Genomic DNA, 26,365 nt, shown 5'->3' on the forward strand with positions numbered 1-26,365 from the left:
CCGGGGCCGATACCGTGGTCCCAGGCCAGAACGGTTGGCCGTCGGCGGGGTGAGGGGCTGGGAGGAAGCACTCGTGGATGGCTCCGAGGGCGCACAGGTACGACGACTGCCCCAGTTGCGGTTGGACGAGCTGCTCGAGGAGTTGCAGGCGCGTCTGGACGCCGCCCGTGGCACCCGGGACCGGGTGCACAGCCTGCTCGAGGCGGTCCTCTCGGTCGGCCGCGAGCTGGACTTGGAGCATGCCCTGCGCCGCATCGTGGAGGCCGCGGCGGTCCTGGTCGATGCCCAGTACGCGGCTCTGGGCGTGATCGGGCCGGACGGCGCACGGCTGTCGAAGTTCCTGACGGTCGGCGTCAGCGAGGAGCAGATCGCCCGGATCGGCCCCTACCCGGAGGGCCACGGCATCCTGGGCGAGCTGATCCGGCACCCCGAGCCGCTGCGGCTGGCCAAGCTCTCCGAGCACCCTGCCTCGTACGGCTTCCCACCCAACCACCCGCCGATGAACACCTTCCTCGGTGTCCCGATCCGAGTCCGCGACCAGGTGTTCGGCAACCTGTACCTGACCGAGAAGCGGGGCGGGGTGCCCTTCGACAAGGAGGACGTGTCGGTGACGGCGACGCTGGCCGTGGCGGCCGGCGTGGCGATCGACAATGCCCGCCTCTACGAGGAGTCCCGGCTGCGCGAGCGCTGGCTGCGGGCGAACGCGGAGATCACTCACAGCGTGATGTCGGGCAGCGAGCGTGGCGAGGCGCTGAACCTGATCGCCGAACGGGCCAGGGAGATCACGGGATCGGCACTGGCGGCAGTGGCGAGGCCCATGGAGCCGGTGGAGGAGACCGGGGCGCTCAGGGTGGAGATCGCCGTCGGGGTGGACGCGGACGCGCACCGGGGACTGGTGCTCCCCCTGCACGAGACCCTGATGGGGCTGGCCTTCGCCGGCGGCACCCCGGTCACCAGCGTGGACGTCACGCACGACGAGCGGATCTCTCCCGTGCCCCCGCGCTTCGAGGGTCTCGGCCCGGCCGTGGCCATCCCCATCGGGACGGGCGAGGGCGGTGTGCGGGGTGTGGTGCTGCTGGCGCGGGAAACAGGCCAGCCGGTGTTCACGACGAAGGAGAGCGAGACTCTGCAGGGCTTCGCCGCGCAGGCCGCGATTGCGATGGAACTGGCGGAGCGACGCCGGGACGCCGAGGAGATCGCGGTGCTCAAGGACCGCGACCGGATCGCCCGGGATCTGCATGACCTGGCGATCCAGCGGCTGTTCGCCACCGGCATGACCTTGCAGAGCGCGGGCCGCTTCATCGAGCACGCGGAAGCCGGCGAGCGGGTGCTGCGGGCGGTGGACGACCTGGACGAGACCATCAAGATCATCAGGTCGACCATCTTCGGTCTGCGGGCGCGTGAGGGCGCCGACGGTCCCGGCCTGCGGGCCCGTGCAGTGCGCGTGGCAGGCGAGGCGGCGCCGGTCCTGGGCTTTGCGCCCAGCCTGCGCATGGAGGGTCTGCTGGACACCAATGTGCCGAAGGATGTCGCCGACCATGTGGTTGCGGTCCTCTCCGAGTCCCTGACCAACATCGCCCGGCACGCGCACGCCGACCGTGCCGGGGTCGTGCTCGAAACCGACGGGCGCGAGGTGCTGCTCACGGTCTCCGACAACGGCATGGGCATCCCGCCGAAGGGCCGTCGCAGCGGCCTGCACAACATGGCTGAGCGGGCCCGAGAACTGGGCGGGAAGCTGGAGTTGACGAGTCCGGCCGACGGCGGCACGACGCTGAAATGGAGCGTGCCGATAGGGGAGAACTAGCGGGGCGCGCCGCGGACGCGCCGCGCCCCGCTGGTCGCCGTAGGCATTGCCTCGGCGTCCAGATGCCACAGGTGCGGTGAGAACCAGCCAGGAAGGTGCTGCCCGCGCTCGGTGTTCCGGTCGTCGCCCACGCCGACTTCAACCTCATCTCGTGTGTGAACCTGGACAGCTGGTCCGCCATCATGGCCGGGGCGGGGCCCGCCAGATGGCCGACGGGGCCGGGCGGGAGAGCGGATCCGCGCCGGGACCGGCACCAGCCGACGCCACGCCGAAAACCGTCCGCCCGAGCCGTCCCCCTGTGCCGCACCTCTCCGTCGGAGCCCGGCATCCACTGTCGCGCGATCACCCGTGAGGCCGGTCCTGCCTCCCGCCCGACGGCTCTCGCGCTTCTCCAACGGGCTCGCAGACGGGGACGTTCAGCCCAACGGAAGGAGCCCTTCGGCATCCGGTCAGACCCTGCGCAGCCGACGAAAGTGAGGGATGTCAAGACAACGGCGATCCACACATCCCCGAAGGGATCACCACCATGGCCGCACACGAGCACCCTCACCGGATCCAGGGCTTTCACCTGCCGGCCTTCCGTCGGCACCGGACCGCCTCCGCCTCCGACTCCGCCGTGTCACCACACCTCGACACGCACGCCGCACAGGCCCACGCCTTCGCGTCCCTGCGCATCCTCACCGGGTTCGTCTTCCTATGGGCGTTCCTGGACAAGACCTTCGGCTTCGGTTACGCGACAGCGTCCGGCAGGGGCTGGATCGACGGCGGGTCGCCGACCAAGGGTTTCCTCAGCTCCGTGGCCGCCGGCCCGATGGAGTCGACCTTCCACTCGTGGGCCGGTGACGCGTGGGCGGACTGGCTCTTCATGCTCGGGTTGCTCGGCATCGGAGTTGCCGTCATGACGGGTGTGGCGCTGAGGCTCGCGGCGGTGGCCGGTACGGCGATGATGACGCTGATGTGGCTGGCGGAGTGGCCGCCTGCCAAGCATCTGTCGGACGGGTCGCCGAGCATGTCGACGAATCCGTTCGCCGACTACCACGTGATCTACGCCGTCGCGCTGATCGCGTTGGCTGCCGCCGGCGCGGGTGCCACGTGGGGGCTGGGCGGGGTCTGGGCCCGGCTTCCGATCGTCCGCGACCACGCCTGGCTTCGCTGACCGCCCGCGGTGCGACGGGTCCGGGTCCTGGATCCCGTCGCACCGGCCCGCGCATGGGGTCGGTCTGCCCGGCAGGAGGACCAGCGGCCCTTGCCCCGAAGAATTCCCTGAACACGACGCCGGAATCGGGTCTCCCGATTCAGGAGGTGGAGATTATGCCCCGCACCATCACCGTGGGCCTCGACGGCTCGCCCGAGAGCCGGGTCGCTGCGGAATGGGCGGCTCGCGAGGCGGAGTTGTGCGGACTGCCGGTGAAGCTCGTCCACGTCTGGGAGCCGGTATCGGAGCCCATGGCGCAGGCTCCGATCCTGGGAGCCGAGACCCACCAGCACTGGACCGAGCGGGTCCCCCGCGAAGCGGCCGAGAGCCTGCGACTGCGCCATCCCGGTGTGGAGGTGACCACCGAGCAGCTGCCCGGCCGGCCCGGCGACATCCTGGCCGACGCGGCGAAGGATGCCGAACTGCTGGTCCTCGGCTCACGCGGGATGAGCGGCATCGGCGGGTTCATGGTCGGCTCGGTCGGACTCTCCGTCGTGGCCCACGCCGAGCGGCCGGTCGTCCTGGTCCGGGTTGGGAAGCAGGTGGCCGACGAGCATCGGATGGGCCCGGCCGGCATCCCGTCCGCGGCGACACCGTTCCGGCCTGTCGTGCTCGGCCTCGACACCGCCTCCCCGCACGAAGAGCTGATCGAGTTCGCGTTCGCCGCGGCCGCCCTCCGTGACATCACCCTGCGTGTCGTCCACGGCTGGAACCCCCCGCCCTGCTACGCCTACTGCGGACCCTCCGTGGACCTCGAACTCCGCGGCTCGCTCGCAGTGAGCGAGACCACCGCCGTGGCCGAGATCCTGCGTCCGTGGCGGCAGAGGTTCCCGGACGTCGAGGTCGTCGAGGAGTCCCGGTACGGCACCCCCGCTCAGCACCTGGTCGACGCCTCCCGGGAGGCTTCCCTGGTGGTCGTCGGCCGCCGGGTCCGCCACAGCCCGCTCGGCGCCCACATCGGGCCCGTCACCCATGCAGTCCTGCACCACGCCGCGGCGCCCGTCGCCGTCGTCCCGCACGACTGACCCCACTGTCGAGGAGCAGACATCATGAAGGCAGCAGTCGTACGAGCCTTCGGCGAACCCCTGGTCATCGAGGAACGCCCCGACCTCGAACCCGGCCCGCTGACCTGCGCCGGCGTCACCACGTACAAGGCACTGAAGGTCGCCGACGTCAACCCCGCCCAGCTTGCGGCGATTTCCGGTGTGGGCGGCCTCGGGCACCGCGCCGTCCTCTACGACCTCGGCGCGGGGCGGTGAGGACGATGGACCTCCCGATTGTCGTCGGCGTCGACGGCTCCGAACCCAGCATGCGGGCCGTGGACTGGGCGGCCGACGAGGCCGCCCTGCACGGGGTGCAGTTGCGGCTGGTGTATGCCTCGCTGTGGGAGCGGTACGAGGGCGTCTCCCTCGCGCAGGATCTCGGCAGGCCATCCGAGCAGGTGATGGCCGAGGACGTCGTCGCCACCGCCGAGGGGCGCGCCCGGCGCCGCCGGGCCGACGTGAAGGTCTTCACCGAGGTGCTGCCCGAGGAACCCGAGTACGCGTTGGTGCGGGAGAGCCGCACCGCCTCTGCGATGGTCCTGGGCTCGCGTGGTCGCAGCGGAATGGCCGAGGCGCTGCTCGGCTCCGTCAGTGTGACGGTGGCCGGGCACGCGCACTGCCCAGTGATTGTGCTGCGCGGCGGTCATGACAACCAGGTTCGCTCCGGGGCGGGCCACATCGTCCTGGGCGTCGGCGAGAAGCCGGCGGATTCGGCGGCGGCAGGCTTTGCCGTCGAGGAGGCCCAACGCCGAGGCGTTCCGCTTGAGGCCGTACGAGCCTGGCTCTGCCCAGCGCGCGAGAGCACCGACCACTCGCTGCTGGTCGGTGAGCCTGCCCGGCTGCACGAGGGGCAGGCAGTGGAGGCGCTGGAAGCGGCCTTGCGGGACGTCCCGGCCGACGTCGAGGTGCACCGGCGCGCCGTCGAGGGCCACGCCCGCCGGGTACTGCTGGATGCTTCGGCCGACGCGGACCTGCTCGTCGTGGGAGCCCGGCGGCACCAGGGCCACTTCGGGCTCCAACTCGGCCGCGTCGCCCATGCGGTGCTGCACCACTCCGCCTGCCCGGTCGCCGTCGTACCGCAGCGGACGTGAACGCCATGACCGGCTCAGCGGCTCGCCGCGTGATCCGGGACATGGTTCGGCCGGTCGCGCGGCGGCGCTCGTAGCCGGTCGCCGGAGGCCGGGACGTAAGCGTGCCGCCGTTGCGTCGGCCGGGCCCCGGCCCGGTGGTCCGTGCCACCGCCACGCACCACCCGATGGCTGATGCCCGCCTCCGCCATCACGCCCGGCCGACTTCAACCTCGTTCTCGCGACACCGGGAGGAGCCACCGTGCTCGACGCACGCGCACGCCTGCTGCCGCGCAGGCACCAGGACCCCTATCTGCGCCGACTGCGCTGAGGAGGAACAACCATGAAACACAACAAGGTCGGATCCGTGATGACCACGGATGTCATCCGCGCCGAGTACGGCACCCCTTTCAAGGAAGTCGCGCGGCTGCTCGCCGACCACCGGATCAGCGGACTGCCGGTCGTCGACGAGGACGGGAAGGTCATCGGCGTGATCTCCGAGACAGACCTGTTGGCCCGTCAGGCCGAGGCTCCCGACCCGTACGAGCCGAAGCGCCATTTCCGGTTCCCCGGGCTGACCCCCAGGTCCAGGAGGCAGGCCGCCAAGGCCAGGGCATGTACCGCCGGTCGGCTGATGACCGAGCCGCCCGTCACCGTGCACGCCGACGAGACCATCGCCGAGGCCGCCCGGACCATGGCACAGCGGCGCGTGGAGCGACTGCCCGTGCTGGACGAGGAGGACCGCCTCGTTGGCATCGTGACGCGGCGCGACCTGCTCCAGGTGTTCCTGCGACCCGACACGGAGCTCCGGGACGAGGTGATCGAGGAAGTGCTGGTGCGCACGCTGTGGCTGGTGGCCCGCGGCATCGACGTCTCCGTGGCGGAGGGCGTGGTCACCCTCGACGGACGCATGGGGCGCAGGAGCGAGACAGAGATCGCCGTCTCGATGACGAAGCAGATCGACGGTGTGGTTGCCGTCCTCGACAAGCTCACTTACCGGTTGGACGACTCCCGTCTCGAGCCCACGGGACGGGGGCCACAGGGTGTCGCCGAGGACTGGCTGCGGAGCCTGTGAGAGGAGACGGAGCGCCCAGAAGGACCGATGGCCGGGGCAAGGCCCGTCGAGCCCTTGGCGAGCGTCGCCCCATACGATGCCGTGGCGGTCGGAGGCGGAGCGTACGGCGGGCGCCGGCACGCGAACGCGTACCGCTTCGTGCGCCGCCACCGCCGAGCCTCGGCCGAGCGACCACTGAGGTTCTTCGGCGGCGGCTCGCTCGACGCTTCGGCCTCCCAGCGGGACATCGCGCCAGCGCCCGGCGTGAGGCGCGTCCTGGCACGACTCGACAACCGTGGAACCGGGAACCTTCGACGGAGTCCCACGCCCGCCCCTGATCCGGTGGGAGCCCTCCCGGCTCACCCGGTGTCGCGCAGCACGGGCGGGCGCGGGGGCCGAATGGACCTGAGGGAGACCGTGCGGCCCATATCCGCCGGGTCGACGTAGCAAGACGCTGGCAATGACAAGCAGACCGAGCTCAGGAGGTGCGTACCATGCTTCCACCCATCATCGTCGGAGTCGACGGATCGGCCGAGAGCCTCGCCGCCGTCGAGTGGGCCGCCCGCGAGGCGACACGCCGCGACCGACCACTGCGAATGGTGCACGCCTGGAACCGGCGTCCTCGCCGGCAGGACGACGAGCTCACGAACGCCGCGCAGCGGCATCTGGCGCGGCGCGTCCTGCGCAAGGCGGAGGAGCGTGTCAGCGGCGCCGTCCCCGGCGTCCGCCTCATCGACGAGCAGGTCGAGGGCCCGGCAACCGCGGCCTTACTGAAGGCGTCCGAGCAGGCCGAACTGCTGGTACTCGGCTCGCGCGGGCTGAGCGGCTTCACCGGATTCCTCGTCGGCTCGGTCGCCCTGGGGGCGGTCGCGAAGGCCACGTGTCCCGTCGTCCTCGTACGCGCGGGTGAGGAGGCCGAGGACGAGCACTTCCCGGCTGACGACGGCACCCCGTCCACCCGGACCGGCTACCGGGATGTGGTGTTGGGCATCGACCTCGACGATCCCTGCGACGAGGTGATCGAGTTCGCGTTCGAGGCGGCTCGGCTGCGGCACACCCGGCTGCAAGTCGTATACGCGTGGCAGGCACCCTCCGCGATCAGCCTCGGTCCCGGGGACATCGGTCTGGTCGACGAACCTCAGCAGGCCGAGGAGTGGCAGGAGTTCCTCTCCGCCGTCCTGCGCATGTGGCGCGACAAGTACCCCGAGACCGAGGTCCTTGAGACCGTCGTGGAGGGCAAAGCGTCCACCGCCCTCGTCCGGGCCGCTTCTGCGGCGAGCCTGCTCGTCGTCGGCCGTCGCCTGGCCGAGCGGCCGACGGTCCCGCGCCTCGGACCCGTCGCCCATGACGCGGCCCATCACGTCGGCTGCCCGCTGGCCGTCGTTCCCCACGAGTGAGAGGCCCGAGCGCGATGAGCAAACCGACGCGCTACGTGTACGAATTCGCCGAGGGCAGCCGGGAAATGGCCGACCTGCTCGGCGGCAAGGGCGCCGGCCTGGCCGAGATGACCCGCCTCGGGCTGCCGGTCCCGCCGGGCTTCACCGTCACGACCGAGGCCTGCAAGGTCTACCTGACGACGGGGGAGGAGCCGCCCGAACTCGGCATCGAGGAGGCCCGCGCTCTCGCCGTCCTGGAGCGGGCCATGGGCCGCACACTCGGCGCTCCGGACGATCCGCTCCTCGTGTCCGTACGGTCGGGGGCCCGGTTCTCCATGCCCGGGATGATGGAGACCGTCCTCGACATCGGACTGAACGACGCGTCGGTCACGGGGCTCGCCAAGGCGTCCGGACAGGAGCGGTTCGCCTGGGACTCCTACCGGCGACTCATCCAGATGTTCGGCCACACGGTGATGGGCGTCGAGGGCGACCTGTTCGAACAGGCCGTCGCCGAGCACAGGACGCAGCGCGGGACACGCGACGACCACGGACTCGACGCCGGCGAACTAGCCCACCTCACCGATGAGTTCAAATCGATCATCCGGCGGGAGACCGGAGAGGACTTCCCCCAGAACCCGGTCGACCAACTGCAGCGTGCCGTCCGCGCGGTCTTCGAATCCTGGAACGGCGAACGCGCCCGCCTCTATCGCCATCGCGAGCACATCCCCGACGACCTCGGTACCGCCGTCAACGTCCAGGCGATGGTCTTCGGCAACCTCGGCTCCGACTCCGGCACAGGCGTCGCGTTCACCCGCGACCCGTCCACCGGAGCCCGCGGCACCTACGGCGACTACCTGCCCGACGCACAGGGGGAGGACGTCGTCGCCGGCGTCCGCGACGCCGTACCCCTGGACGAACTCAAAGCCCTCGACCCCCGCTCGTACGTCGAACTCGGGGACCACCTGCGCACCCTGGAGAACCACTACCGAGACCTGTGCGACGTCGAGTTCACCATCGAGCGCGGTCGGCTGTGGATCCTGCAGACCCGAGTCGGCAAGCGCACCGCGGCGGCCGCCTTCCACATTGCCCACGACCTGCGCGAGGAGCAGACGATCGACGCTGACGAGGCGCTCGCCCGCGTGGACGGCGCCGCACTGACCCGGCTGATGTTCCCGCGCTTCGAAACCACTCCCGCCGACGTGCCCCTGGCACATGGTGTGCCCGCCTCGCCGGGCGCGGCGGTCGGTGTTGTCGTCTTCGATTCCGCCGAGGCGCAACGCCGCTCCGCGGCCGGGCAGGACACCATCCTCGTGCGCCGCGAGACGACCCCCGACGACCTGCCCGGCATGATCGCGGCTCAGGCCGTCCTCACCAGCCGTGGCGGCAAGACCAGCCACGCCGCCGTCGTCGCGCGCGGCATGGGCAGGGTGTGCGTGTGCGGTGCCGAGTCGCTCACCGTCGACCCTGCCGCCCGCCGCTTCACCACCGACGCGGGAGCCGTCGTACGCGAGGGCGACACCGTTTCCGTCGACGGAACCGCGGGCACCGTGCACCTCGGCGCGCTGCCGCTCACCGCGTCCGACGTGGGACGAGCGCTGGAGACCGGCGCGAGTACCGGGTCGCTGACCGAGGCCGTGCTGGACGCCCTCGCCCACGCGGACTCCGTACGCCGTCTCGAAGTGCGGGCCAACGCCGACACCCCGGAGGACGCCGCACGCGCCCGCAGGCTCGGCGCCCGGGGCATCGGCCTGTGCCGTACCGAGCACATGTTCCTGGGCGACCGCAGGACATTGGTCGAAGCGATGATTCTTGCCCGTGACGACACCGGGCGGGAGCGGGCCCTGGAGGCTCTTCTTCCGCTTCAGCGGGCGGACTTCATCGGCATCCTCGAGGCGATGGATGGGCTGCCGGTGACCATCCGGCTCATCGACCCGCCACTGCACGAGTTCCTGCCCGACCGCACGGAACTGGCCGTCCGCCTGGCCGGCGCCACCCACCCGGACGTCCACGACCGCGAACTGCTCGACACTGTCGAGCGCATGCACGAACAGAACCCGATGCTCGGTCTGCGCGGGGTGCGGCTCGGCCTCGCCGTGCCCGGCCTCATGGCCATGCAGGTCCGGGCGATCGCCGAGGCCGTTGTCCACCGTCTGCGCGAGGGCGGCCGACCGCGCGCCGAGATCATGATCCCCCTCGTCGGCACTGTCGAGGAGCTGCGGCTGGCCAGGGCCGAGGCGGAGCGCGTGCTGGCCGAGGTCGTGGCCGAGAGCGGCGAGTTCCTCGACTGCCCTGTCGGCACGATGATCGAACTGCCCCGCGCGGCGCTCACCGCCGGCCGCATCGCCGAGGCCGCCGACTTCTTCTCCTTCGGCACCAACGACCTGACCCAGACCACCTGGGGGCTGTCTCGCGACGACGCCGAGGCGTCCTTCTTTCCCCTGTACCTGGACAAGGGCATCTTCAGTGTCTCGCCCTTCGAGACAATCGACCAGGAGGGAGTCGGCAGGCTGGTGGAATGGGCCGTCGAGGCGGGCCGCGCCGTCAACTCCCGGCTCGAGACCGGGGTGTGCGGCGAGCACGGCGGCGACCCGGAGTCCATCCACTTCTTCCACCGGGCTGGCCTCGACTACGTCTCCTGCTCGCCCTTCCGTATTCCGGCCGCCCGTTTGGAGGCGGGGCGAGCGGCACTCGCGGACACCGCGACGAGCGACAGCAGGTGACGCGGGAGGGCACCACAACCGAGTCCACACGGCTGGTGCCGAGTGGGCTCGGTGAAGGGCTTCGAGGGCGACCGGGGCACCGGAGTGGTCGGCGGGGGCCCGAAGTGCCCACACCCGATGGAGCATCTGGTGCTCGTAGAGGCCGAAGAAGGCCTGACATGCCGCTGGAAGACCGGGAAAGACGCGCGTAAAACCGTATCGTTTCAGGTGAATAGGCATGTTTTTCACCGAGCCTCGCCAGGGCCGGGGCACCGGCTGTCGTCGTGTCTTCTCGTGACCGGGCCGGGTGGGCCGACGGCCTTCGGGAGTCCATGTGAACTACTACGACTACGACCTGGGCAGACACAGCCGGCGCGTGACGACGTCGTCCCCGGAGGCCCAGTCGTGGTTCGACCGCGGGTTGATCTGGGCGTACGCCTTCAACCACGAGGAGGCCGTCCGCTGTTTCGAAAGGGCGGCCGCGGCGGACCCCGACTGCGCCATGGCCGACTGGGGCGTGGCCTACGCCCTGGGCCCCAACTACAACAAGCCCTGGGGCTACTTCGACCAACAGGACCTGGCGCGGACGGTGGAGCGTGCGCACGCCGCCGTGCAGCGCGCGCACGCCAAGGCGGCGTCCGCCATCCCGGTGGAGCGAGCTCTCATCGAGGCGTTGCGCACCCGGTACCCGCAGCGGGAAGCCAAGGACGTCCAGGACTGCGCGATGTGGAACGTGGCCTACGCCGACAGCATGCGGGCCGTTCACCGGCTGGCGCCCGACGACCTCGACGTGGCGGCCCTGTACGCCGACGCCTTGATGAACGTGACGCCCTGGCAACTGTGGGACATCCGCACGGGGCGACCGGCCGCGGGGGCACACACGACGGAGGTCAGGGCTGTCCTCGAGCAGGCGATCGCGGCGCAGGCGGGCTCGCGGCATCCCGGACTGCTGCACCTGTACGTCCACCTGATGGAGATGTCCCCGACACCCGAGGCCGCCCTGCCTGTCGCCGACCTGCTGCGCGGCCTGGTGCCCGACGCCGGCCACTTGCAGCACATGCCGTCACATCTGGAAGTGCTCTGTGGCGACTACCGGCGGGTCCTTTCCGACAACGCCGCGGCGATCTCCGCCGACGAGAGGTTTCACGCGCGAGCCGGCGCGATGAACTTCTACACCCTGTACCGGTGTCACAACTACCATTTCAGGATCTACGGCGCGATGTTCCTGGGCCGCTTCCAGCCCGCGCTCGAAACAGCGGGGCGACTCGAGGCCTCCGTGCCCGAGGAACTGCTGCGCGTGGAAAGCCCGCCCATGGCCGACTGGCTGGAGGGCTTTCTCGCGATGCGCGTGCACGTCCTGATCCGCTTCGGCCGGTGGGACGACATCCTGCGTCTGCCCATGCCCGCCGACCCGGGGCTGTACTGCGTGAGCACCGCGATGCTGCACTACGCGCGCGGCGTCGCGCTCTCGGCCACCGGCAGGATCGCCGACGCCGAGACGGAACGCGCCCTCTTCCGGCGGGCGGTCGCCAGGGTCCCGCAGACACGCACGCTGTTCAACAACACCTGCTCGGACATTCTGACGATCGCCTCGGAGATGCTCGACGGCGAGCTGCACTACCGCAAGGGGGACTACGACGCGGCCTTCGCGGCGCTGCGCCGTTCGATCGATCTGGACGACAACCTCCCCTACGACGAACCGTGGGGGTGGATGCAGCCCACCCGTCACGCGTACGGCGCCCTGCTGCTGGAGCGGGGCCTGGTCACCGAGGCCGAGGAGGTCTACCGCGCCGACCTGGGGCTCGACGGCACGCTTCCCCGGCCGCAGCAGCACCCCAACAACATCTGGTCCCTGCGCGGATTCCACGAATGCCTCCTGCGGCTCGGCAGGGCCGGCGAGGCGCGCATCGTGGCTCAGCAGTTGAAGTTGGCAGCCGCGATGGCGGACGTACCGATCAGGGCGTCCTGCTTCTGCCGCCTGGAAACCGCCCAGGGCGACGGCTGCTGCCCTCCGCCGGACCGAGGTGCCTCATCCTGCTGACCGCTGGGGAGGACATCCCTTTTGAGTCAACATCACCGTGAGAACCACTCGTCCCTTGCAACCGGCAAGCCTGTTGACAACGATCGACCAAGGCAGGCGCAGCCACCACGTGGCCGCTCTCTGCGGCCACATTCTCCATGAGCGTGGAGAACGGTGCACCCACCGGACCTACAAGCGGAGACACGGTTTTGAACGAGCGAAGGTTACGGAAGCGCTGCAAGCGCTTCCTCAGGAACCTCGGTATAAATCCGCCGCTCGAGGTGCACGAACTCTGCAGGCTTCTGGGCGACGACCGCGGTCGTCCCATTCGCCTGGTCCCTTACACCCTGCCCGTACCGGGACCATTTGGGATGTGGATTGCCACGGACACCGTGGATTACATCGTCTACCAGAGGGAAACCAGCCCGTCGCACCAGGACCACATCATCCTGCACGAGGTCGGCCACATACTCGCTGACCACACGAGCGAGGCGTCCGGCTGCGAATTCCGGCAGATCCTGCCGCCCGACACGCCGCGCGGCACCATCAACCGGGCGTTGCGGCGCACCGCGTACGACGAGGAAAGCGAGTGCGAGGCCGAGCTGGTCGCGACCATCATCCTGGAGTGGTCATCCGTACTGAACCACGTCACCCCTCGCACCTCTGAGGACCCCGCCCTCGGTCCGCTGCGTTCCGCCCTCCACCCCCGCTGGGGGTGGATGTGATGTTCCAGATGCCCCTGATCGTCGTGCTGGGCATCGGGCTGCTGTGGAAGGGCGTCGATCTGGCACGCGCCCCGCACGACCGGGTGCTGCGCCTCCTCGTCGCCTGCCTGCTGTTGCTGCCGTCCGGTGAGGTTCTGAGCATTCCCGAGGTCAACACCGCCATCGACAAGGCCACGGCAGTGGGCGTCGGCAAGGTGGCGTTCAACGGGGTCTACATGCTCGGCCTGTTCGCCCTCAACCTTTTCTTCGCCTCCTCCATGCGCGGCACGGACGGCGCTTACCGCCGGTACCTGCGATTGCACACATGCCTTCTCGCCGGTGTCCTGATCGCTCTGGTCATCTCCATGATTGCCACACCTGCCGCGATGCGTGGTCACTCATTGGGCACCCCGTACATGGCCGAGCCAACCATCGCTTTGTTCTACATCATCGGCAACGCCTACTTCGTCCACGCCTATCTGGCCTCCGGACGGTGGGCCCTGCGCTACGCCCGGAAAGCCACCCAGCACCTCGGGTTCGGCTTGCGGATCATGGCCCTGGGACTCCTCGGACTCACCGTGACCTCGGTCGATCGGATGATCCTGGTGGTGCTGCGCATCCGCGAACCCGGGTCGCACGAGGCTTTCAACACCGTCAACTGGTCCATGTCCGACTGGGCCATGGGGATCACGGTCACCGGTATCTGCTATTCGGCCTCCGTGCAACTATTCACCCGGCTGCGGTCGATGGCACACCACCAGCGCATGTACCACGAGCTCACCCCCCTGTGGACGGCGCTGACCACCGCCTACCCAGAGCTCGTCCTGGACCGGCCGCCGGCCGGTCCCCGGTGGAGCCTTCTGCGTCAGGGCCGCACCTACGAGCAGCGGTTCTATCGGCGGCTCATCGAGTGCCGCGACGGACTGGTGTGCCTGAGCCCGTTTCTGACACGTGTCGCATCCGGTACCGATCTCGCCCATGCTCCGGCCGACCAACTCGCCCGGCACATCACCAAAGCACTGGCCCTGAAGCCAACAACGGAGTCCCCGCACATCGAGCTGTCCGCGGTCCGCGTCGCGGCACCCGCGGGCGGCGACCTCGAGGCCGACGCCCGTGAACTCATCGCCATATCCCAGGCCCTACACGAAAGGGAATCGTGAGCAAGGTACTGATCACCGCGGATCGCGTCATCGCCGGGCCCGCGGATCAGCTGATCGCTGACGGCGCGGTGCTCGTCGACTCCGGCTTCGTCGCCGCCGTCGGCACCGCCGCTGAGCTGGACGTATCGGTCGACGCACAGGTGCCCCGATTGAGCTGTCCCGGGGCGACGGTGATGCCCGGAATGACGGACTGCCACGTCCACCTCGCCTTCGACGAGGGTCCGGACATCATCAGCGCGGTGCTCGACGCCGGCCCCGGCGAGCTGTCCACCGCCATGGCCGCCCGCGCCCAGCGAATGCTGGCCGCCGGGGTCACCACCGTACGGGATCTCGGTGACCGTGACGGCCTCACCGTGGCGTTGCGCGCCTCGATCGGTTCCGGGACCATCGCAGGGCCTCGCATCGTCGCCGCGACCACACCGCTGACCTCACCCGGTGGCCATTGCGGCTTTCTGGGCGGTGAGGTGGCCACGGACGACGAAATCCGGGTACGGATCGCCCGTAACGCGGCGGCGGGCGCCGACCTGATCAAGGTCATGGCCTCGGGCGGCGCGCTCACCCCAGGCGGCCCACGCATGTGGGAGCCGCAGTTCACCTTTGCCCAACTTCGCCTGATCGTCCAGGAAGCCGCGCACCACGGTCTGGATGTGGCCGCTCACGCGCATGGCACCGAGACCATTTCCCAGTGTGTGGACGCCGGCGTCCGTACCATCGAGCACTGTTCCTGGCGTACTGCGGAGGGGATCGTCTACGACCCGGCAGTCACCGCCCGCATCGTCGACAACGACGTGGCCATCTGCCGTTGTATCTCCGGGGACTGGCAACTGTTCCTCAAACAAATGGGGCCCGAACGCGCGCAGGCGATGGTCGAGGTCACTCAGGAAATGCGGGGAGCCGGTGTCCGGTTCATCGCAGGCACCGACGCCGGTGTGCCAGGAGCACGGTTTGGTGACTACGTCGGTATGCTCGAATTCTTCGCCTCGCTCGGGTTCGGGAACACCGAGATCCTCAACATGGCCACCGTCGACGCCGCGCGTGCTCTCGGTCTCGCGGATACCGGTGTCGTGGCCCCCGGCATGCGCGCCGACCTCATCGTCATCGACGGAAACCCTTTGGCAGATTTGGGTGCCCTCCGCCGGATCCGACACGTCTTCGCGGCAGGCCGCCTTGCCATTCACCCTGACAGCGGCTGACCACAGTGGGGTGGATCGGCCCTCGTGGTCCGGACGCCCTGCCGGTACGCGGGTCCCGGCCGGTGCACCGGAGCCCCGGCACGCGGGGCGGGCGTGGCGCCGGACGCCTTGCCCGCCCCGGCCCCGGTCAGATGCGGGCGATCAGCAGGCCCGTCGAGGAGGACAGCGCCGTGGTCGCGGCGTGCCGCAGGCCCGCGGCGGCGAACAGCGCCGCGAACTCCGCCTCGGTGCGCTCCCGACCGGGGTGCAGCGCCATCATGATGGCGTCCCGCAGCTTCCCGTCGTGCGGTGTGTTGCCTTCCGGCACGATGGCCTCGACCACCATGACCCGGGCGTCGGGCGCCATCGCCCGCCGGATGGTGCGGAGCACCGCTACGCACTGCTCGTCGTCCCAGTCGTGCAGGATCATCGACAGCAGGTAGGCGTCCGCGCCCGGCGGCACGCTCTCGAAGAAGTTCCCGCCCACCAGATCGACCCGGTCGGCGACGCCGGCCGCCTCCAGCACGGCTTTTGCGCCCGTCACCACCGATGGCTGGTCCAGCAGGGTGGCCCGCAGCTCCGGGTAGCGGGGCAGGATCGTGGCGAGCAGATGCCCGTGCCCACCGCCGATGTCGACCACTCGCACGACGCCGGTCAGGTCGCAGCTCTCCAGGGTCGCGGCGTGGACACGCCGGGCCAGGATGCCCATCGAGTCGTTGAAGAGTTCGGCCTGGTCCGGGTGGGCGGCCAGGTGTGACCACCAGTCCGTGCCGTGCACGTGCGGGAACGCCGGACGGCCGGTGCGCACCGAGTACGACAGCGAGTTGATCGCCTGGAGTTTTTCGGGCATCCCCCAGAATCTGATCCAGGCCCGCACCGACCCGGGCACACCGGCGCGCAATGTCTGGGCCAGCGGGGTCAGGGCGAACACCCCCGGTTCCACCTCCTGAAAGACCTCCTGGCCTGCCAGCGCCCGCAGCACCCGGTGCAGCGACTGCGGGTGCGCCCCGCACCGGCGGGCGAGCTCCGGCACCGGCAGCGGCCCGTCGGCCAGCAGCTCCGCGATGTCGAACTCTGCTGCAACTGCGAGAAGTTGCATGACCAGGGCGCCGTGGAGCAGGTCCATCATCCGCTGCACCCGGCCGTCCGCCGACTCGGGAACCGCGGCTGGTGGGTTGCCCGGCTCCGCGCTCGGCGGGCGCTCGGCCGTGACCTCGCGGGCGTTCGCCGAGACATGCTCTTCTCGGACCTCGGGGTTCTGCACTTGGCTTCTCCTTGCTGTGCGTAGTGGCTGCTCATACCTCAGGTGGAATGCCGTAGAGCTGTTCGACGGCGGGCCGGGTGAGACGGTGCAGGGCCGGGGGCTCGATGTGGGTCTGCCACCAGTAGCAGGAGCCCGGCCGGCGGTGGTCGGGGCGGGAAAGAGGGATTCCCGGTCAGTCCCGAACGGGACGCCGGCTCCCGCCCCGACAGCCCCTGCTCACGAGGGGCCCGTCGGATCTCTCGAAGAACCACTCACACGACCTGTGCACCAGCGGTCTCCCCGGCCTGGACCGTGATCAACGGGCACAGCGTGATGGCCGAACGGCCGATGGACTCCGATTAGACCGAAAGCGGCATGTCACACACCATCACACCAAGGGGCGCCCGGCCGACGGATCGTCATCCGCGGTCGGGGAGCCGCAGTCGTACTGATCGCGCCCAGGGGGCCGCGGATCAGCCCAGGGGGCCACGGTCGTCTCGGAAACCCCGTGTGGCCCACCGGCCGTCACCGGGTCGGCTGGGAACGGCGTTCGCGGTACAGGCAGCCGACGACCGACCCGAGGTGGACGACCACGCCCACCGCCACCAGCCAGGACAGGATGACCATGACGACGCCGATGGGCCCATAGGTTTGCTCGTTGGCCGTGATCGACGTGGAGAAGTAGTGGGCCGAGAACACCCCCAAGCCCACCCAGCAGACAGCGGTGGCCAGGGCGGCGGGAAAAAGCGAGCGCCACGATGCCGCGCCGGCGAGAAGCAGTTTCATGCTCCACCACCAGAAGAATGTCGCCAGGACGAATCCCGCGAGGCTTTGGAGCACTGCCCCGCTGACCGCGCCGAGCCCCCTGCCGACCGCCGCCTGCAGGGCGGCGTAGGCCAGCAGGGCTGCCAGCCAATACATCTGGACCGGGGTGTCGCGCCAGCCCCGGCCGGGGACGTCGAACACCTTCTGGTACCAGCTCTGCAGGGTGCCCGCGACGGCCATGGCCCCGAGGACCAACAGGCAGGCGCTCGTCACCGTGAGCGTCCCCGACATCCGGCCGGGCTTGAAGAGGGTCCCCACGGCCCGTGCCGCCTCAGGGCTCAGACCGAGCCAGCCGACCACCAGCTCGGCGGTGTTGCTGCCCGCGGCAGCGGTGACGACCGTGAGGAACGGGAAGAAGCACAAGATCGCCAGCGCGGCCAGCTGGAAGGACTGGCCGAAGAAGTCGAGCGCGGTGAGCCGGTCCCACAGCCTGCCTGCCTGCTGCGTCCCCAGGCGTCTGGTGACCGCGCGCCCCTTCTGCTCCAAGGCCGACCCCCTCGCGCGCCGGCGCCCACGTCCTCGACACGCGCCCGTCGGCATCTTCCGGCTCGTCATGAACGCCAGTGAACCTTTTCCGCGGGGGCGCTGTGCGCAGGGCACGCGGAGCAGCGCGCGGACACTTGCCCCGGGTTGCCGGGGTGCCTTGCCGGGAATGACGGCCGATGTGCCCGGAACCGTACGGCTGTGGCGACGCCGAACACGCCCAGGCCGCCGAAACGGGCCCCGGCAGCCGGTCCGCGGGAGCGGAGCAGTCTGCCGGGGGAGCGCCTCGGCGCTGCTCGTCGTCAGGAGAACTCGCCGTCCGTCCGCAGCTGCAGCCGCACGTTGGTGTCGGTGGTGCCGTTGTTGGTGGCGCAGGCCACGTAGTAGCCCGGTCCCGGGAAGGTTCCCAGGCTGGTGCGCAGTTCGGCGGCCCAGGCGGTGACCAGGCCGGGGGAGCCCGTGCCGGGCACCGTGGAACCGTTGTACTGGATCTTGAACTTGGCGCCCTGCCCGGTGGCCTGGCCGTCCCCGCGCACCTGGTACGCGGCGTACTGCTGCACGCAGCGCTGGTCACCCGGGTGGAGCGTGCCGCCGTAGAACTGGCTGGCGGACGCCGGACCCGCCGTGGCGAGCAGCGTCATCGCACCGACGCCGGCCAGGCCAAGAGCGATGCCGATTCGAGTGATCTTCTTGTTGTTCATTGCCTCTCCCGCTGTCGTGTCCTCGGAGTCGCCGGCGTGTCGTGGGCGACCTGAACGTCTGTCAGATGCTTGGCAGGTGCATCTGTGTCCTGCGGAACGCCACTCACGGTAGGAGCAGGTACTGTCCGCCCGGCAGGCCGTTCTGCTCCCAAAGCACCTCCGGTTTCCGTCCGTTGTGTCCGCCGGACGTCGTTGACAGCGTGGGAGCGCCACCCGAAAAATTGAGGCGGGGGACAGGACGACAGCCACGCACTGGGGGCAGGGTGGCCGAGAGACCAGCCGACCGGTTCGCGCGGGCACGCACGCGCGGCTTCGTCGGCCGACGCCGCGAGACGGCGGCCTTCACCGACCTGCTGGCGGCCGGTGCCGGCGCGGTCGTCTTCGTGTACGGGCCCGGCGGCATCGGCAAGACGACCCTGCTGCACCACTTCGCCGACCTCGGCGCCGAGGCGGGCCGGAGCGTCACGCGCCTGCGGGCGGACGAACTGGGCACCGCCTTCGGCGGCGTTGAGGGGCTCGCCGACACACCCCGGGCGCTCGTCACGGTCGACGGTGTGGACGGCTCACGGGCATCGGACCGGCTGTTGCTGGAGCAACTGGTGGGACGCATCGGTGAGGACGCCGTGCTCGTACTGGCCGGCCGGGAGGCACCCCCGCTCGTCTGGCGCACCGACCCGGCGTGGCTGGGCCTGCTGCACACGATGCGGCTGGGTCCTCTGCCGGTCGACGACGGCGTGGAGTTGCTGCGTCTGCGAGGAGTCCCCGACGGCGACCACGAGCGCCTCCTCGACTTCACCCACGGCCATCCACTGGCCCTGGCCCTGGTGGCCGACGTACGCGCGCAGGGTGGTGTCGACCCCCTCTCTCCTGCCGCCTCGCCCGAAGTGGTCGGCGTCCTCCTCGACGCCCTGCTGGACACCGTACCCACACAGATGCACCGCCGGGCACTCGAGGCGTGCGCCCAGGTGCTCGTCACCACTGAACCGCTGCTGGCGGCACTTCTGCAGGTCCCGGACGCACGCGGGCTGTTCTACTGGCTGCGTGACCTGTCAGTGGTCGAGTACAACAGCCGCGGCATCCATCCGCACGACATGATCCGCGAGCTCCTCGATTCGGAGCTGCGCTGGCGTCACCCGGAGCAGCGCGTGGAACTGCGCCGCAGGGCGAGCTCCTACTACGAGGCGGTGTTCAGCGACGGGGGCACTGCCCGGCAACGCGCGGTGCTCACCGATTTCGCCTACCTCCACCGGGGCAACCCACTCGTCGGCCCGCTGCTCACCCATGTCGCCGCGGACTCCTCGCAAGCGCTGTACCTCGACATGCTCTCCATCGGCCCGGCCGCCGAGGAGGACGTGCCCGCGCTGCTCGCCATGGCCACGCAACATGAGGGCCCCGCCTCCGCGCGGCTTCTGGCCGCCTGGTGGGGACACCCGGCCGGCGCATGGCACACGGTGCGGGGCCCGGAAGCCGAGCCCGTCGGCTTCTGCACCGTGCTCACCCTGGGCACACAGCCGCCGGACGGTGCTCCTGCGGATCCGGCCGTCGAAGCAGCCTGCGACTTCCTGCGCGGTTCCGGAACGCTGCGCACACAAGAGAGCGCGCTGATGGTGCGTTCCTGGATGTCCCGGGACGACTACCAGGCCGTCTCCCCGGTCCAGACGCTCATCACGCTGCGCCTGACCCACCACTACCTGACCACCGACAGACCCGCACTGACCCTGCTCTCCTTCGCCGATCCCGAGTTCTGGACGGCCGGCTGCGCCTACGCCGACTTCACCCGGCTGCCGGAGGCCGACTTCTCGGTCGGGGGACGCCACCACGGCGTCTTCCTCCACGACTGGCGGCGCACCCCCGCTCTCACCTGGCTGGCCCTGCTCAGCGAACGCGAGTCGGCTGCGGATCCGCTGCGTATCCCGCCGCCGGACCCGGCCGGTCCTCCGCGGATCATCGAACGCGAGGAGTTCGCCGCGGGAGTCCGCGAGGCACTGCGCGGGTTCGGCCGCGCGGGAGGGATGCGGGACTGCGCCCTCCTGGGATCCCGCTTGGTGACGGCACGCGCCGGGGCGGAGGCAAACCCGCGCGACCGTGCGGAGGCGCTGCGCCAGGCCATCAGGGACGCCGCAGCGGTTCTGGCCGCCGCCCCGCACGACCGGCGCGCGCACCGGGCACTGCACCACACCTACATCCAGCCGGCCAGCACCCAGCAACGAGCCGCCGAGTTACTGGACCTGCCGATGACCACCTACCGACGGCACCTGAGCGCCGGGATCCAACGGCTCACGGAGGAGCTGTGGCAGCAGGAGGTCGACCTGCAGTGAGACCCGCACTTCTTCGGGCGGGCGGGGAGCGGCAGTCGTCGCCGCCCCACGGCGGCGAGCAGCTTCGTTGATCGCCATGTGCGCGCGGGCCCGCTCGGCTAGTGTCGTGTCCGCCGGAAGCCCGATGGCCAGGGGAGGGGCAGAGCGTGGCGACTATCGTCCGAATGGCTTTGGAGGACGGCGGCTCGGTCCTGGTCGAGGCACCGTCCGGGGCGGACGGCCCGGTGAAGGCCGGCCGACTCGGCGACGCCATCCAGGATCTGCCGTTGAGCCTGCAGGCCGCGCTGCGGCCGGTCACCGACACCGCCCGGACGGTGCTGCGCCAGCTTCGCGAGGCCGGCCCCGAGGAACTGGAGGTGGAGTTCGGCGTCGATCTGTCCTGCCAGGCAGGAGCACTGATCACCAGGGGCGAGGCCGCGTGCCATCTGAAGGTCAGGGCGACCTGGCGCCGGGTCCGAACCGAGGTGGACGACTCGGGAACTCCGGATGCCTGACACCGTGGAAGTTGCCCCTCCAGCACCTTCCAACGGCCTGCCCGCCGGGGTGGCCCAGATCCTTGACACCGGTGGCGTGGTGGTGGGGGCGGGTTTCCTCGTCGCGGAAGATGTCGTTGTCACCTGCGCCCACGTGGTGACCGCCGCCGGGACCGGTCCCGGCGGCACACTGCGGCTTGCCTTCCCCCACGCGCCCGGCACTCCCCGGCCGCAGGGGCGGGTGCTTTCCGAGCCATGGCGAGACCCCGCCGCCGAGGACGTCGCCGTCATCCGCCTGACGGAGGGCCCGACGGGCGTGACACCGCTGCCGCTGGGATCCGCCGAAGGCCGCAGGGGCCACCGCGTGCGCTCGTTCGGCTTTCCGGCCCAGGCGCCCAGCGGAGGTCACCACGGCTACGGCTCGGTCGGTGATCTGCTCCCCGCCGGTACCGGGGACGGCGTGGGCGGCGGCCTGCTGCTGCAGCTTGCGGATGCCAACGACCTGACCACCGGGTTCAGTGGAGCGCCGGTGGTGGACGAGCCGACCGGGCGTGTCATCGGCATGCTCACCTCCATCACCGCCCCCGACAGCCATCTGAAGGGCCTGGGAATCGCCTACGCCACCCCCACTCAGGTGCTGCGGGATGCCTGGCCGTATCTGGCCGTGGAGGACGACGTCTGCCCCTACCGCGAACTGGAACCGTTCACCAGCGAGCACGCCGCGTGGTTCCACGGGCGGGGGGCCGCCGTCGAGCGGGTGCTGGGGGCCTTGGCCGGGCAGCGCCGGGCGGTGCTGTTGCTCGGGCCGTCCGGGGCGGGCAAGTCCTCCTTGGCGCAAGCCGGCCTGCTGCCGGCGCTGGCCGAGGGCCGGTTGCCGGGCAGCGACCGGTGGCTGCCCGTCGTGGTACGCCCGGATCAGGACCTGCTGGCCGAGATCGAACGGGCCGGGCTTCCCGGTGCGGCCGATGACGGAATCATCGAGGCCGCGCAGCGCAGACTCGCCGCCGAGCCGGGCCACGAGCGTGTCCTGCTGGTCATCGACCAGTTGGAGGAACTTCTCACGCACACCATGGCGGACGACTCGCTCGGCGATCGCTGCCTGGCGGCCCTGCGGCAGATCACGGCGGCGATCGCCTCGCCCGGTGCGCTGAGCGTGCTCCTGGTCATGCGCGACGACTTCTACTCCAGGCTTGCCGCGCTCGCCCCCGAGTTGCTGGAAGCTGCGGAGCCGGGGCTGGTGAACATGCCCGCCACGCTGGACACCCACGACCTGCGCGCGATGATCACGCTGCCGGCCCGGTCGGTGGGCCTGCGTTTCGAGGAGGGGCTTGCCGACCGGATCGTCGCCGACGTCCTGGCAGGCGGGCCGGACGGCTCCGAGGCCCTGCGGGCACCGATCACTGTACTGCCACTACTGGAACTGACGCTGAGTCAGTTATGGCGGCGGCGTGTCGACGGATACCTCACGCACGACGGCTACCAGGCGATCGGTCGGGTCACAGGCAGCCTGACCGCTTGGTGCGACGACGCGGTCCGCACATTGCCCGCGGAACTGCGGCCCACCGCGCAGCGGATCCTGACCACGTTGGTGCGGCCCGCCGACGAGGCGCACGACATCCCCGCCGTCCGCCAGCAGGTCCCGGTGGCGACACTCCGCGAGCTGGCCGTCGACACGATCGCCGCGGCATCGTCCGACCAGCAGCTGAAGCGAGCCGATGAGGTCCTGGCGGCACTCACCCGGCACCGCATCGTCACCACCCGTGCGGTGCGCGTTCCAGGACACGGCGCGGACGATCCCGGCCGGCCGGTGGCGGAACTCATTCACGACGCACTCATCCGCGAATGGGGAACGCTACGAGCATGGGTCGCCAAGGACCGCCAGTTCCAGGAATGGCTGCGCCGCACGCGTGAACAGCACGAGTTGTGGACGCGGTCGGAGCGCCAGGGGGACCTGCTGGACGGGACGGATCTCGCCGAGGGCGTGTCCTGGTCCGCGCAGCGCGGGTTGCCCGCTGACATCGCCGTGTTCCTTGGCGTGTCGAGAGCCGCTGAAGCAAGGCGCCGCCGGGTGCGCCGTATCGGGGTGGCGCTGCTCACCGTCTTGGCGCTCATCGCCTCAGGCGCGGCAGTTGTCGCGTTGGTCGAGCGGAGCAACGCCGACGCACAGCGGCGCAGCGCCCTGGCCCGAACCCTTGCCGCCGAATCGCAGAGCATGCTCAAAGCCCAGCCCGGACTGGCCAAGCAACTCGCCATCGCTTCCTACCGGTTGGACCACGGGGTCGGTACGGCCGCGATGCTCACCGCACTCAGCGGTCCCGGGGTGTTCGACAGCCCCGACCCCGTAGTGGACCTGGCCGAGACGCATGACGGCCACACGCTGCTGATGTCCACGGGCACGGCGATCGCCGTCTGGAGCACTTCTCATGGCCGGATCAGCCGTATCACCGGTGTGACGGCGGGACCCCTGGCGGTCAGCCCGGACGGGCGAGTGCTGGCGGCAGGCACCTCGGGCGGCCGTAACGGCTCGGTACGGCTGTGGTCACTGGCCGACCCTGCCCACCCCGCCCCACTCGGCTCCCTTCCTGCCGGAGTGGGCCGTATCACCGCCGTCGCGATCAGCGCCGACGGCCGACTGCTCGCCGCGGGCGCCCCGGACGGTGCCATACGGCTCTGGGACATCTCCGCACCGGCCGGTGCCCGGCAACTCCCGTCGCTGACCGGCCATCGCGGTGGGGTCGACTCCCTGGCGTTCTCCCCGTCCCATCGGCTTCTGGCCAGCTCCGGCGGCGACCAGCGGGTGCGGCTGTGGAACCTGGCCGACCCCTCGCACGCGTCATCGCCCGTGGCCACGTTGGACAGCTCCAACGCGGAGGCGGACACCCAGTCGACATATCTGCCGGTGGTCCACCGGATCGCCTTCACCCCGGACGGTACGACCCTCGCCGGGCCGGGTGACGGCAACAACATCGCGATCCGGCTGTGGGGAGTGGGAGTCCCGTCCCGGCCGCGCCTGTTGGCCGCGGCCGGCGCCGATGCGGAGGGGACGGGTCCCACTGGCACCCAGTGCGGCAAGAACCTGCGGTCCATCGCCTTCAACGGCAGCGGACACGTCTTCGCCGCAGTGTGCAACGCGACGGGTGACGGATCCCTGACGTTGTGGCAGGCCCACGACATGGCGCACGTAGTGCCCGTGTACACCCTCCCGGGCGTGGACACGCAGCACAACGGCCCCGTACTGTTCGAGCCGCGCAGTAGTGTCCTGCTGCACGCGACCGGCAGTGGTGTGCAGCAGTGGGACGCCGGCAACCCCTATCAGCCGGGCGCCGACGGCAGCTACGGTCAAGTGCCGGACGGCTTCGAGGCCGATGCGGTGATCAGCGGCGGGCGCAGGCGGCTGCTCGCCGTCGTCGGCGGGGACTCCGGCCAGCTGATCGACCTTACCGGCAGGGACGGTCACCATGTGGTGAGGGACCTGCCTGGCGGCTACATCGGAGCATCGGCCGTCGCGTTCACCCCCGACGGCGGCGTCCTGGCCGACAGCGAACACGTCGACGTCGGCCACGACGCCAGGAAGCTGGTGCTGCGGCTGCGCAACACCAGGGAATCCAACGTCCCCGTGCTGGCCACCGTCGACAGCATCGACGAGGGCGTACACAGCATCGCCTTCAGCTCGGACGGCCGGATCATGGCCGTCGCCGACAACAACGACGACAGGAACAATCACTACACGGCCGGACCGTCGGTGAAGCTGTTCGACGTGAAGGACCCGGCTCACCCCCGGCAGATCGCCCGTCTGCCCGCCGACGCGTTCCACGTGGCGCTGTCCCCGGACGGCCGCCTGCTCACCGCGAACACCGCCGACTCGCTGCTGTCCTGGAACGTCTCCGACCCGCGCCATCCCCTCCCGCGGCCGGTACAGCGTCTGACCCCGGGCTCCGTGACATCGGCCAGTGCGTTCCGTCCTGACGGACAGTGGATCGCGGTCGGCGACAGCAGTGGGACGATCCGGCTGTGGAAGGTGGACCGCGACCAGATCTCGGGACCCCCTTCCATCATCCGCTCCCCGTCGTACCCGGGCTCCGCCCCCTCCTTCAGCCCCGACGGGCGCACCATCGCCTTCCCGGACAACGGGGACACCGGGAACTCCATCGGTCCCGAGGATCAGCGAGGGCATGTGGCCCTCTGGGACGTCAGTGATCCACACACCCCCGTGCCGCAGGGCGGCGTGGCCTACCAATCCTCGAACACGTTCACCGGGAGCGTCGCCTTCAGCCCCACCGGGCACTTTCTCGTCGCCACGATTTCCAGGTCGATCGATGTCTGGAGCACCGTCCCGGAAGACAACATGGTGACCCTGTGCACGGCCGTCGGCGATGTGATCACGCCCGAAGAGTGGGGACGCTACGTACCGAACGAGCCCTACACCCCGCCGTGTGAGCATCCCAATGTGCCCGAGACGATCGTGCCCGTCCCCACCGGCACTACGGGCGCCGAAACCCCCATCGGCGGCCTATGACGTGCGGGTTGCGCGAACGTTGTGGCGCACCGGCACCCGCCATCGCTGCGACGTGAACCGCACGGCACCCCATCTGCTGCGGCGAAAGCGGGCAATGCCCGGCGCGGCCGCCGAGAGGGGCTCGCGGCTGCCGGGCAGGACCCGTCACTCGGCCGGCTGCCGCTGCGGCGTCGACGGCAGGCACACGCGGAACAGCGCGCCCTCGCCCGGCGCGGTCTTGAAGCTCCACGGTGCCCTGGTGGGCCGTCGTCAGGGCGGAGACGATGGCCAGGCCCAGCCCTGCGCCGCCTTCCTGACGGCTGCGGGAGGCATCGACTCGGTAGAAGCGTTCGAAGACGCGGGCGGACTGCTCTGCAGTCAGCCCTGGTCCGGTGTCGGCCACTTTCCCTGACAGCGCCGGCTCACCGCGCACCGCGCCGATCCCTCCGAACCGCCCGGAAACGGACCGGATCGCACGGTGCGACCGGGTAGAGGACGGTACGGAATCCCAGAGAACTCCCAGCCGGTTCCCA

18 protein-coding genes and 1 pseudogene are annotated in these 26,365 nt (G+C 70.4%); 15 read left to right on the plus strand and 4 right to left on the minus strand.

Features of this window, described 5'->3' with window-relative positions; all coding sequences use genetic code 11:
- Positions 1-73: 73 nt before the first annotated feature.
- The 12 genes and pseudogenes from AAW14_RS21415 to AAW14_RS21475 all read left to right on the plus strand — a co-directional run bounded on the left by AAW14_RS21415 (position 74) and on the right by AAW14_RS21475 (position 15,315).
- Positions 74-1,804, plus strand: a complete 1,731-nt coding sequence (locus AAW14_RS21415) for a GAF domain-containing protein (protein WP_265565525.1) — start codon at positions 74-76, stop codon at positions 1,802-1,804.
- A 526-nt stretch (positions 1,805-2,330) separates the two neighbouring features.
- Positions 2,331-2,960 (plus strand): hypothetical protein, encoded by a 630-nt coding sequence (locus AAW14_RS21420; protein ID WP_265565526.1) that lies wholly within the window; start codon positions 2,331-2,333, stop codon positions 2,958-2,960.
- Between the two features lie 155 nt (positions 2,961-3,115).
- Complete coding sequence (locus tag AAW14_RS21425) at positions 3,116-4,024, plus strand: universal stress protein (protein ID WP_265565527.1); 909 nt, start codon at positions 3,116-3,118, stop codon at positions 4,022-4,024.
- Between the two features lie 93 nt (positions 4,025-4,117).
- Positions 4,118-4,252, plus strand: a pseudogene (locus AAW14_RS21430) (zinc-dependent alcohol dehydrogenase); the annotation flags it as partial.
- An 11-nt stretch (positions 4,253-4,263) separates the two neighbouring features.
- Positions 4,264-5,133, plus strand: coding sequence for a universal stress protein (locus tag AAW14_RS21435; protein ID WP_265565528.1), 870 nt, complete (start codon positions 4,264-4,266; stop codon positions 5,131-5,133).
- Between the two features lie 319 nt (positions 5,134-5,452).
- Positions 5,453-6,184, plus strand: coding sequence for a CBS domain-containing protein (locus AAW14_RS21440; RefSeq protein WP_265565529.1), 732 nt, complete (start codon positions 5,453-5,455; stop codon positions 6,182-6,184).
- 473 nt (positions 6,185-6,657) lie between these two features.
- A complete protein-coding gene (locus AAW14_RS21450; RefSeq protein WP_265565530.1) occupies positions 6,658-7,560 on the plus strand; it encodes a universal stress protein in 903 nt (300 codons plus the stop codon).
- Between the two features lie 14 nt (positions 7,561-7,574).
- Positions 7,575-10,259, plus strand: a complete 2,685-nt coding sequence (gene ppdK / locus AAW14_RS21455) for a pyruvate, phosphate dikinase (protein WP_265565531.1) — start codon at positions 7,575-7,577, stop codon at positions 10,257-10,259.
- Between the two features lie 313 nt (positions 10,260-10,572).
- Complete coding sequence (locus AAW14_RS21460; RefSeq protein ID WP_265565532.1) at positions 10,573-12,279, plus strand: tetratricopeptide repeat protein; 1,707 nt, start codon at positions 10,573-10,575, stop codon at positions 12,277-12,279.
- Positions 12,280-12,629: 350 nt separating this feature from the next.
- Positions 12,630-12,983 carry a hypothetical protein gene (locus tag AAW14_RS21465; protein ID WP_265565533.1) on the plus strand — a complete coding sequence of 118 codons (354 nt, stop codon included), beginning with the start codon at positions 12,630-12,632 and terminating at the stop codon, positions 12,981-12,983.
- Complete coding sequence (locus AAW14_RS21470; protein WP_265565534.1) at positions 12,983-14,122, plus strand: MAB_1171c family putative transporter; 1,140 nt, start codon at positions 12,983-12,985, stop codon at positions 14,120-14,122. The genes AAW14_RS21465 and AAW14_RS21470 overlap by 1 nt, the downstream gene beginning before the upstream one ends.
- Entirely contained in the window at positions 14,119-15,315 is a 1,197-nt protein-coding gene (locus AAW14_RS21475; RefSeq protein WP_265565535.1) for an amidohydrolase family protein, read from the plus strand. Before AAW14_RS21470 ends, AAW14_RS21475 begins: the two co-directional genes overlap by 4 nt.
- Before the next feature lie 127 nt (positions 15,316-15,442).
- Here the strand turns inward: AAW14_RS21475 and AAW14_RS21480 are convergent, their stop codons facing one another.
- From AAW14_RS21480 to AAW14_RS21490, 3 genes are all read right to left on the minus strand, one after another.
- On the minus strand, positions 15,443-16,558 hold the full coding sequence (locus AAW14_RS21480; RefSeq protein WP_265565536.1) for a methyltransferase: 1,116 nt from the start codon (positions 16,556-16,558) through the stop codon (positions 15,443-15,445).
- A gap of 504 nt (positions 16,559-17,062) precedes the next feature.
- Positions 17,063-17,848 (minus strand): YhjD/YihY/BrkB family envelope integrity protein, encoded by a 786-nt coding sequence (locus AAW14_RS21485; protein WP_265565537.1) that lies wholly within the window; start codon positions 17,846-17,848, stop codon positions 17,063-17,065.
- Positions 17,849-18,147: 299 nt separating this feature from the next.
- Positions 18,148-18,546 carry a hypothetical protein gene (locus tag AAW14_RS21490; protein ID WP_265565538.1) on the minus strand — a complete coding sequence of 133 codons (399 nt, stop codon included), beginning with the start codon at positions 18,544-18,546 and terminating at the stop codon, positions 18,148-18,150.
- A gap of 263 nt (positions 18,547-18,809) precedes the next feature.
- Between AAW14_RS21490 and AAW14_RS21495 the strand changes: the two genes are divergently transcribed.
- The 3 genes from AAW14_RS21495 (at position 18,810) to AAW14_RS21505 (ending at position 25,853) form a co-directional block, all read left to right on the plus strand.
- Positions 18,810-20,864, plus strand: coding sequence for an ATP-binding protein (locus tag AAW14_RS21495; RefSeq protein ID WP_265565539.1), 2,055 nt, complete (start codon positions 18,810-18,812; stop codon positions 20,862-20,864).
- Between the two features lie 146 nt (positions 20,865-21,010).
- On the plus strand, positions 21,011-21,358 hold the full coding sequence (locus AAW14_RS21500) for a CU044_2847 family protein (protein ID WP_265565540.1): 348 nt from the start codon (positions 21,011-21,013) through the stop codon (positions 21,356-21,358).
- Positions 21,351-25,853: a trypsin-like peptidase domain-containing protein gene (locus AAW14_RS21505; RefSeq protein ID WP_265565541.1), complete on the plus strand. Its 4,503-nt coding sequence runs from the start codon at positions 21,351-21,353 to the stop codon at positions 25,851-25,853. Before AAW14_RS21500 ends, AAW14_RS21505 begins: the two co-directional genes overlap by 8 nt.
- Here AAW14_RS21505 and AAW14_RS21510 read toward each other — a convergent pair.
- Entirely contained in the window at positions 25,819-26,265 is a 447-nt protein-coding gene (locus tag AAW14_RS21510) for a sensor histidine kinase (protein ID WP_322741089.1), read from the minus strand. The genes AAW14_RS21505 and AAW14_RS21510 overlap by 35 nt on opposite strands.
- Positions 26,266-26,365 lie beyond the last annotated feature (100 nt).

This window comes from Streptomyces hygroscopicus (assembly GCF_026168105.1).
Lineage (GTDB): Bacteria > Actinomycetota > Actinomycetes > Streptomycetales > Streptomycetaceae > Streptomyces > Streptomyces hygroscopicus_D.

Excerpts from the sequence above, each read along its gene's own strand:
- AAW14_RS21420 (WP_265565526.1), top strand. The coding sequence starts at position 2,331 with ATGGCCGCACACGAGCACCCTCACCGGATCCAGGGCTTTCACCTGCCG.
- AAW14_RS21425 (WP_265565527.1), top strand. The coding sequence starts at position 3,116 with ATGCCCCGCACCATCACCGTGGGCCTCGACGGCTCGCCCGAGAGCCGG.
- AAW14_RS21435 (WP_265565528.1), top strand. The coding sequence starts at position 4,264 with ATGGACCTCCCGATTGTCGTCGGCGTCGACGGCTCCGAACCCAGCATG.
- AAW14_RS21440 (WP_265565529.1), top strand. The coding sequence starts at position 5,453 with ATGAAACACAACAAGGTCGGATCCGTGATGACCACGGATGTCATCCGC.
- AAW14_RS21450 (WP_265565530.1), top strand. The coding sequence starts at position 6,658 with ATGCTTCCACCCATCATCGTCGGAGTCGACGGATCGGCCGAGAGCCTC.
- ppdK (WP_265565531.1), top strand. The coding sequence starts at position 7,575 with ATGAGCAAACCGACGCGCTACGTGTACGAATTCGCCGAGGGCAGCCGG.
- AAW14_RS21465 (WP_265565533.1), top strand. The coding sequence starts at position 12,630 with ATGTGGATTGCCACGGACACCGTGGATTACATCGTCTACCAGAGGGAA.
- AAW14_RS21470 (WP_265565534.1), top strand. The coding sequence starts at position 12,983 with ATGTTCCAGATGCCCCTGATCGTCGTGCTGGGCATCGGGCTGCTGTGG.
- AAW14_RS21490 (WP_265565538.1), bottom strand. The coding sequence starts at position 18,546 with ATGAACAACAAGAAGATCACTCGAATCGGCATCGCTCTTGGCCTGGCC.
- AAW14_RS21505 (WP_265565541.1), top strand. The coding sequence starts at position 21,351 with ATGCCTGACACCGTGGAAGTTGCCCCTCCAGCACCTTCCAACGGCCTG.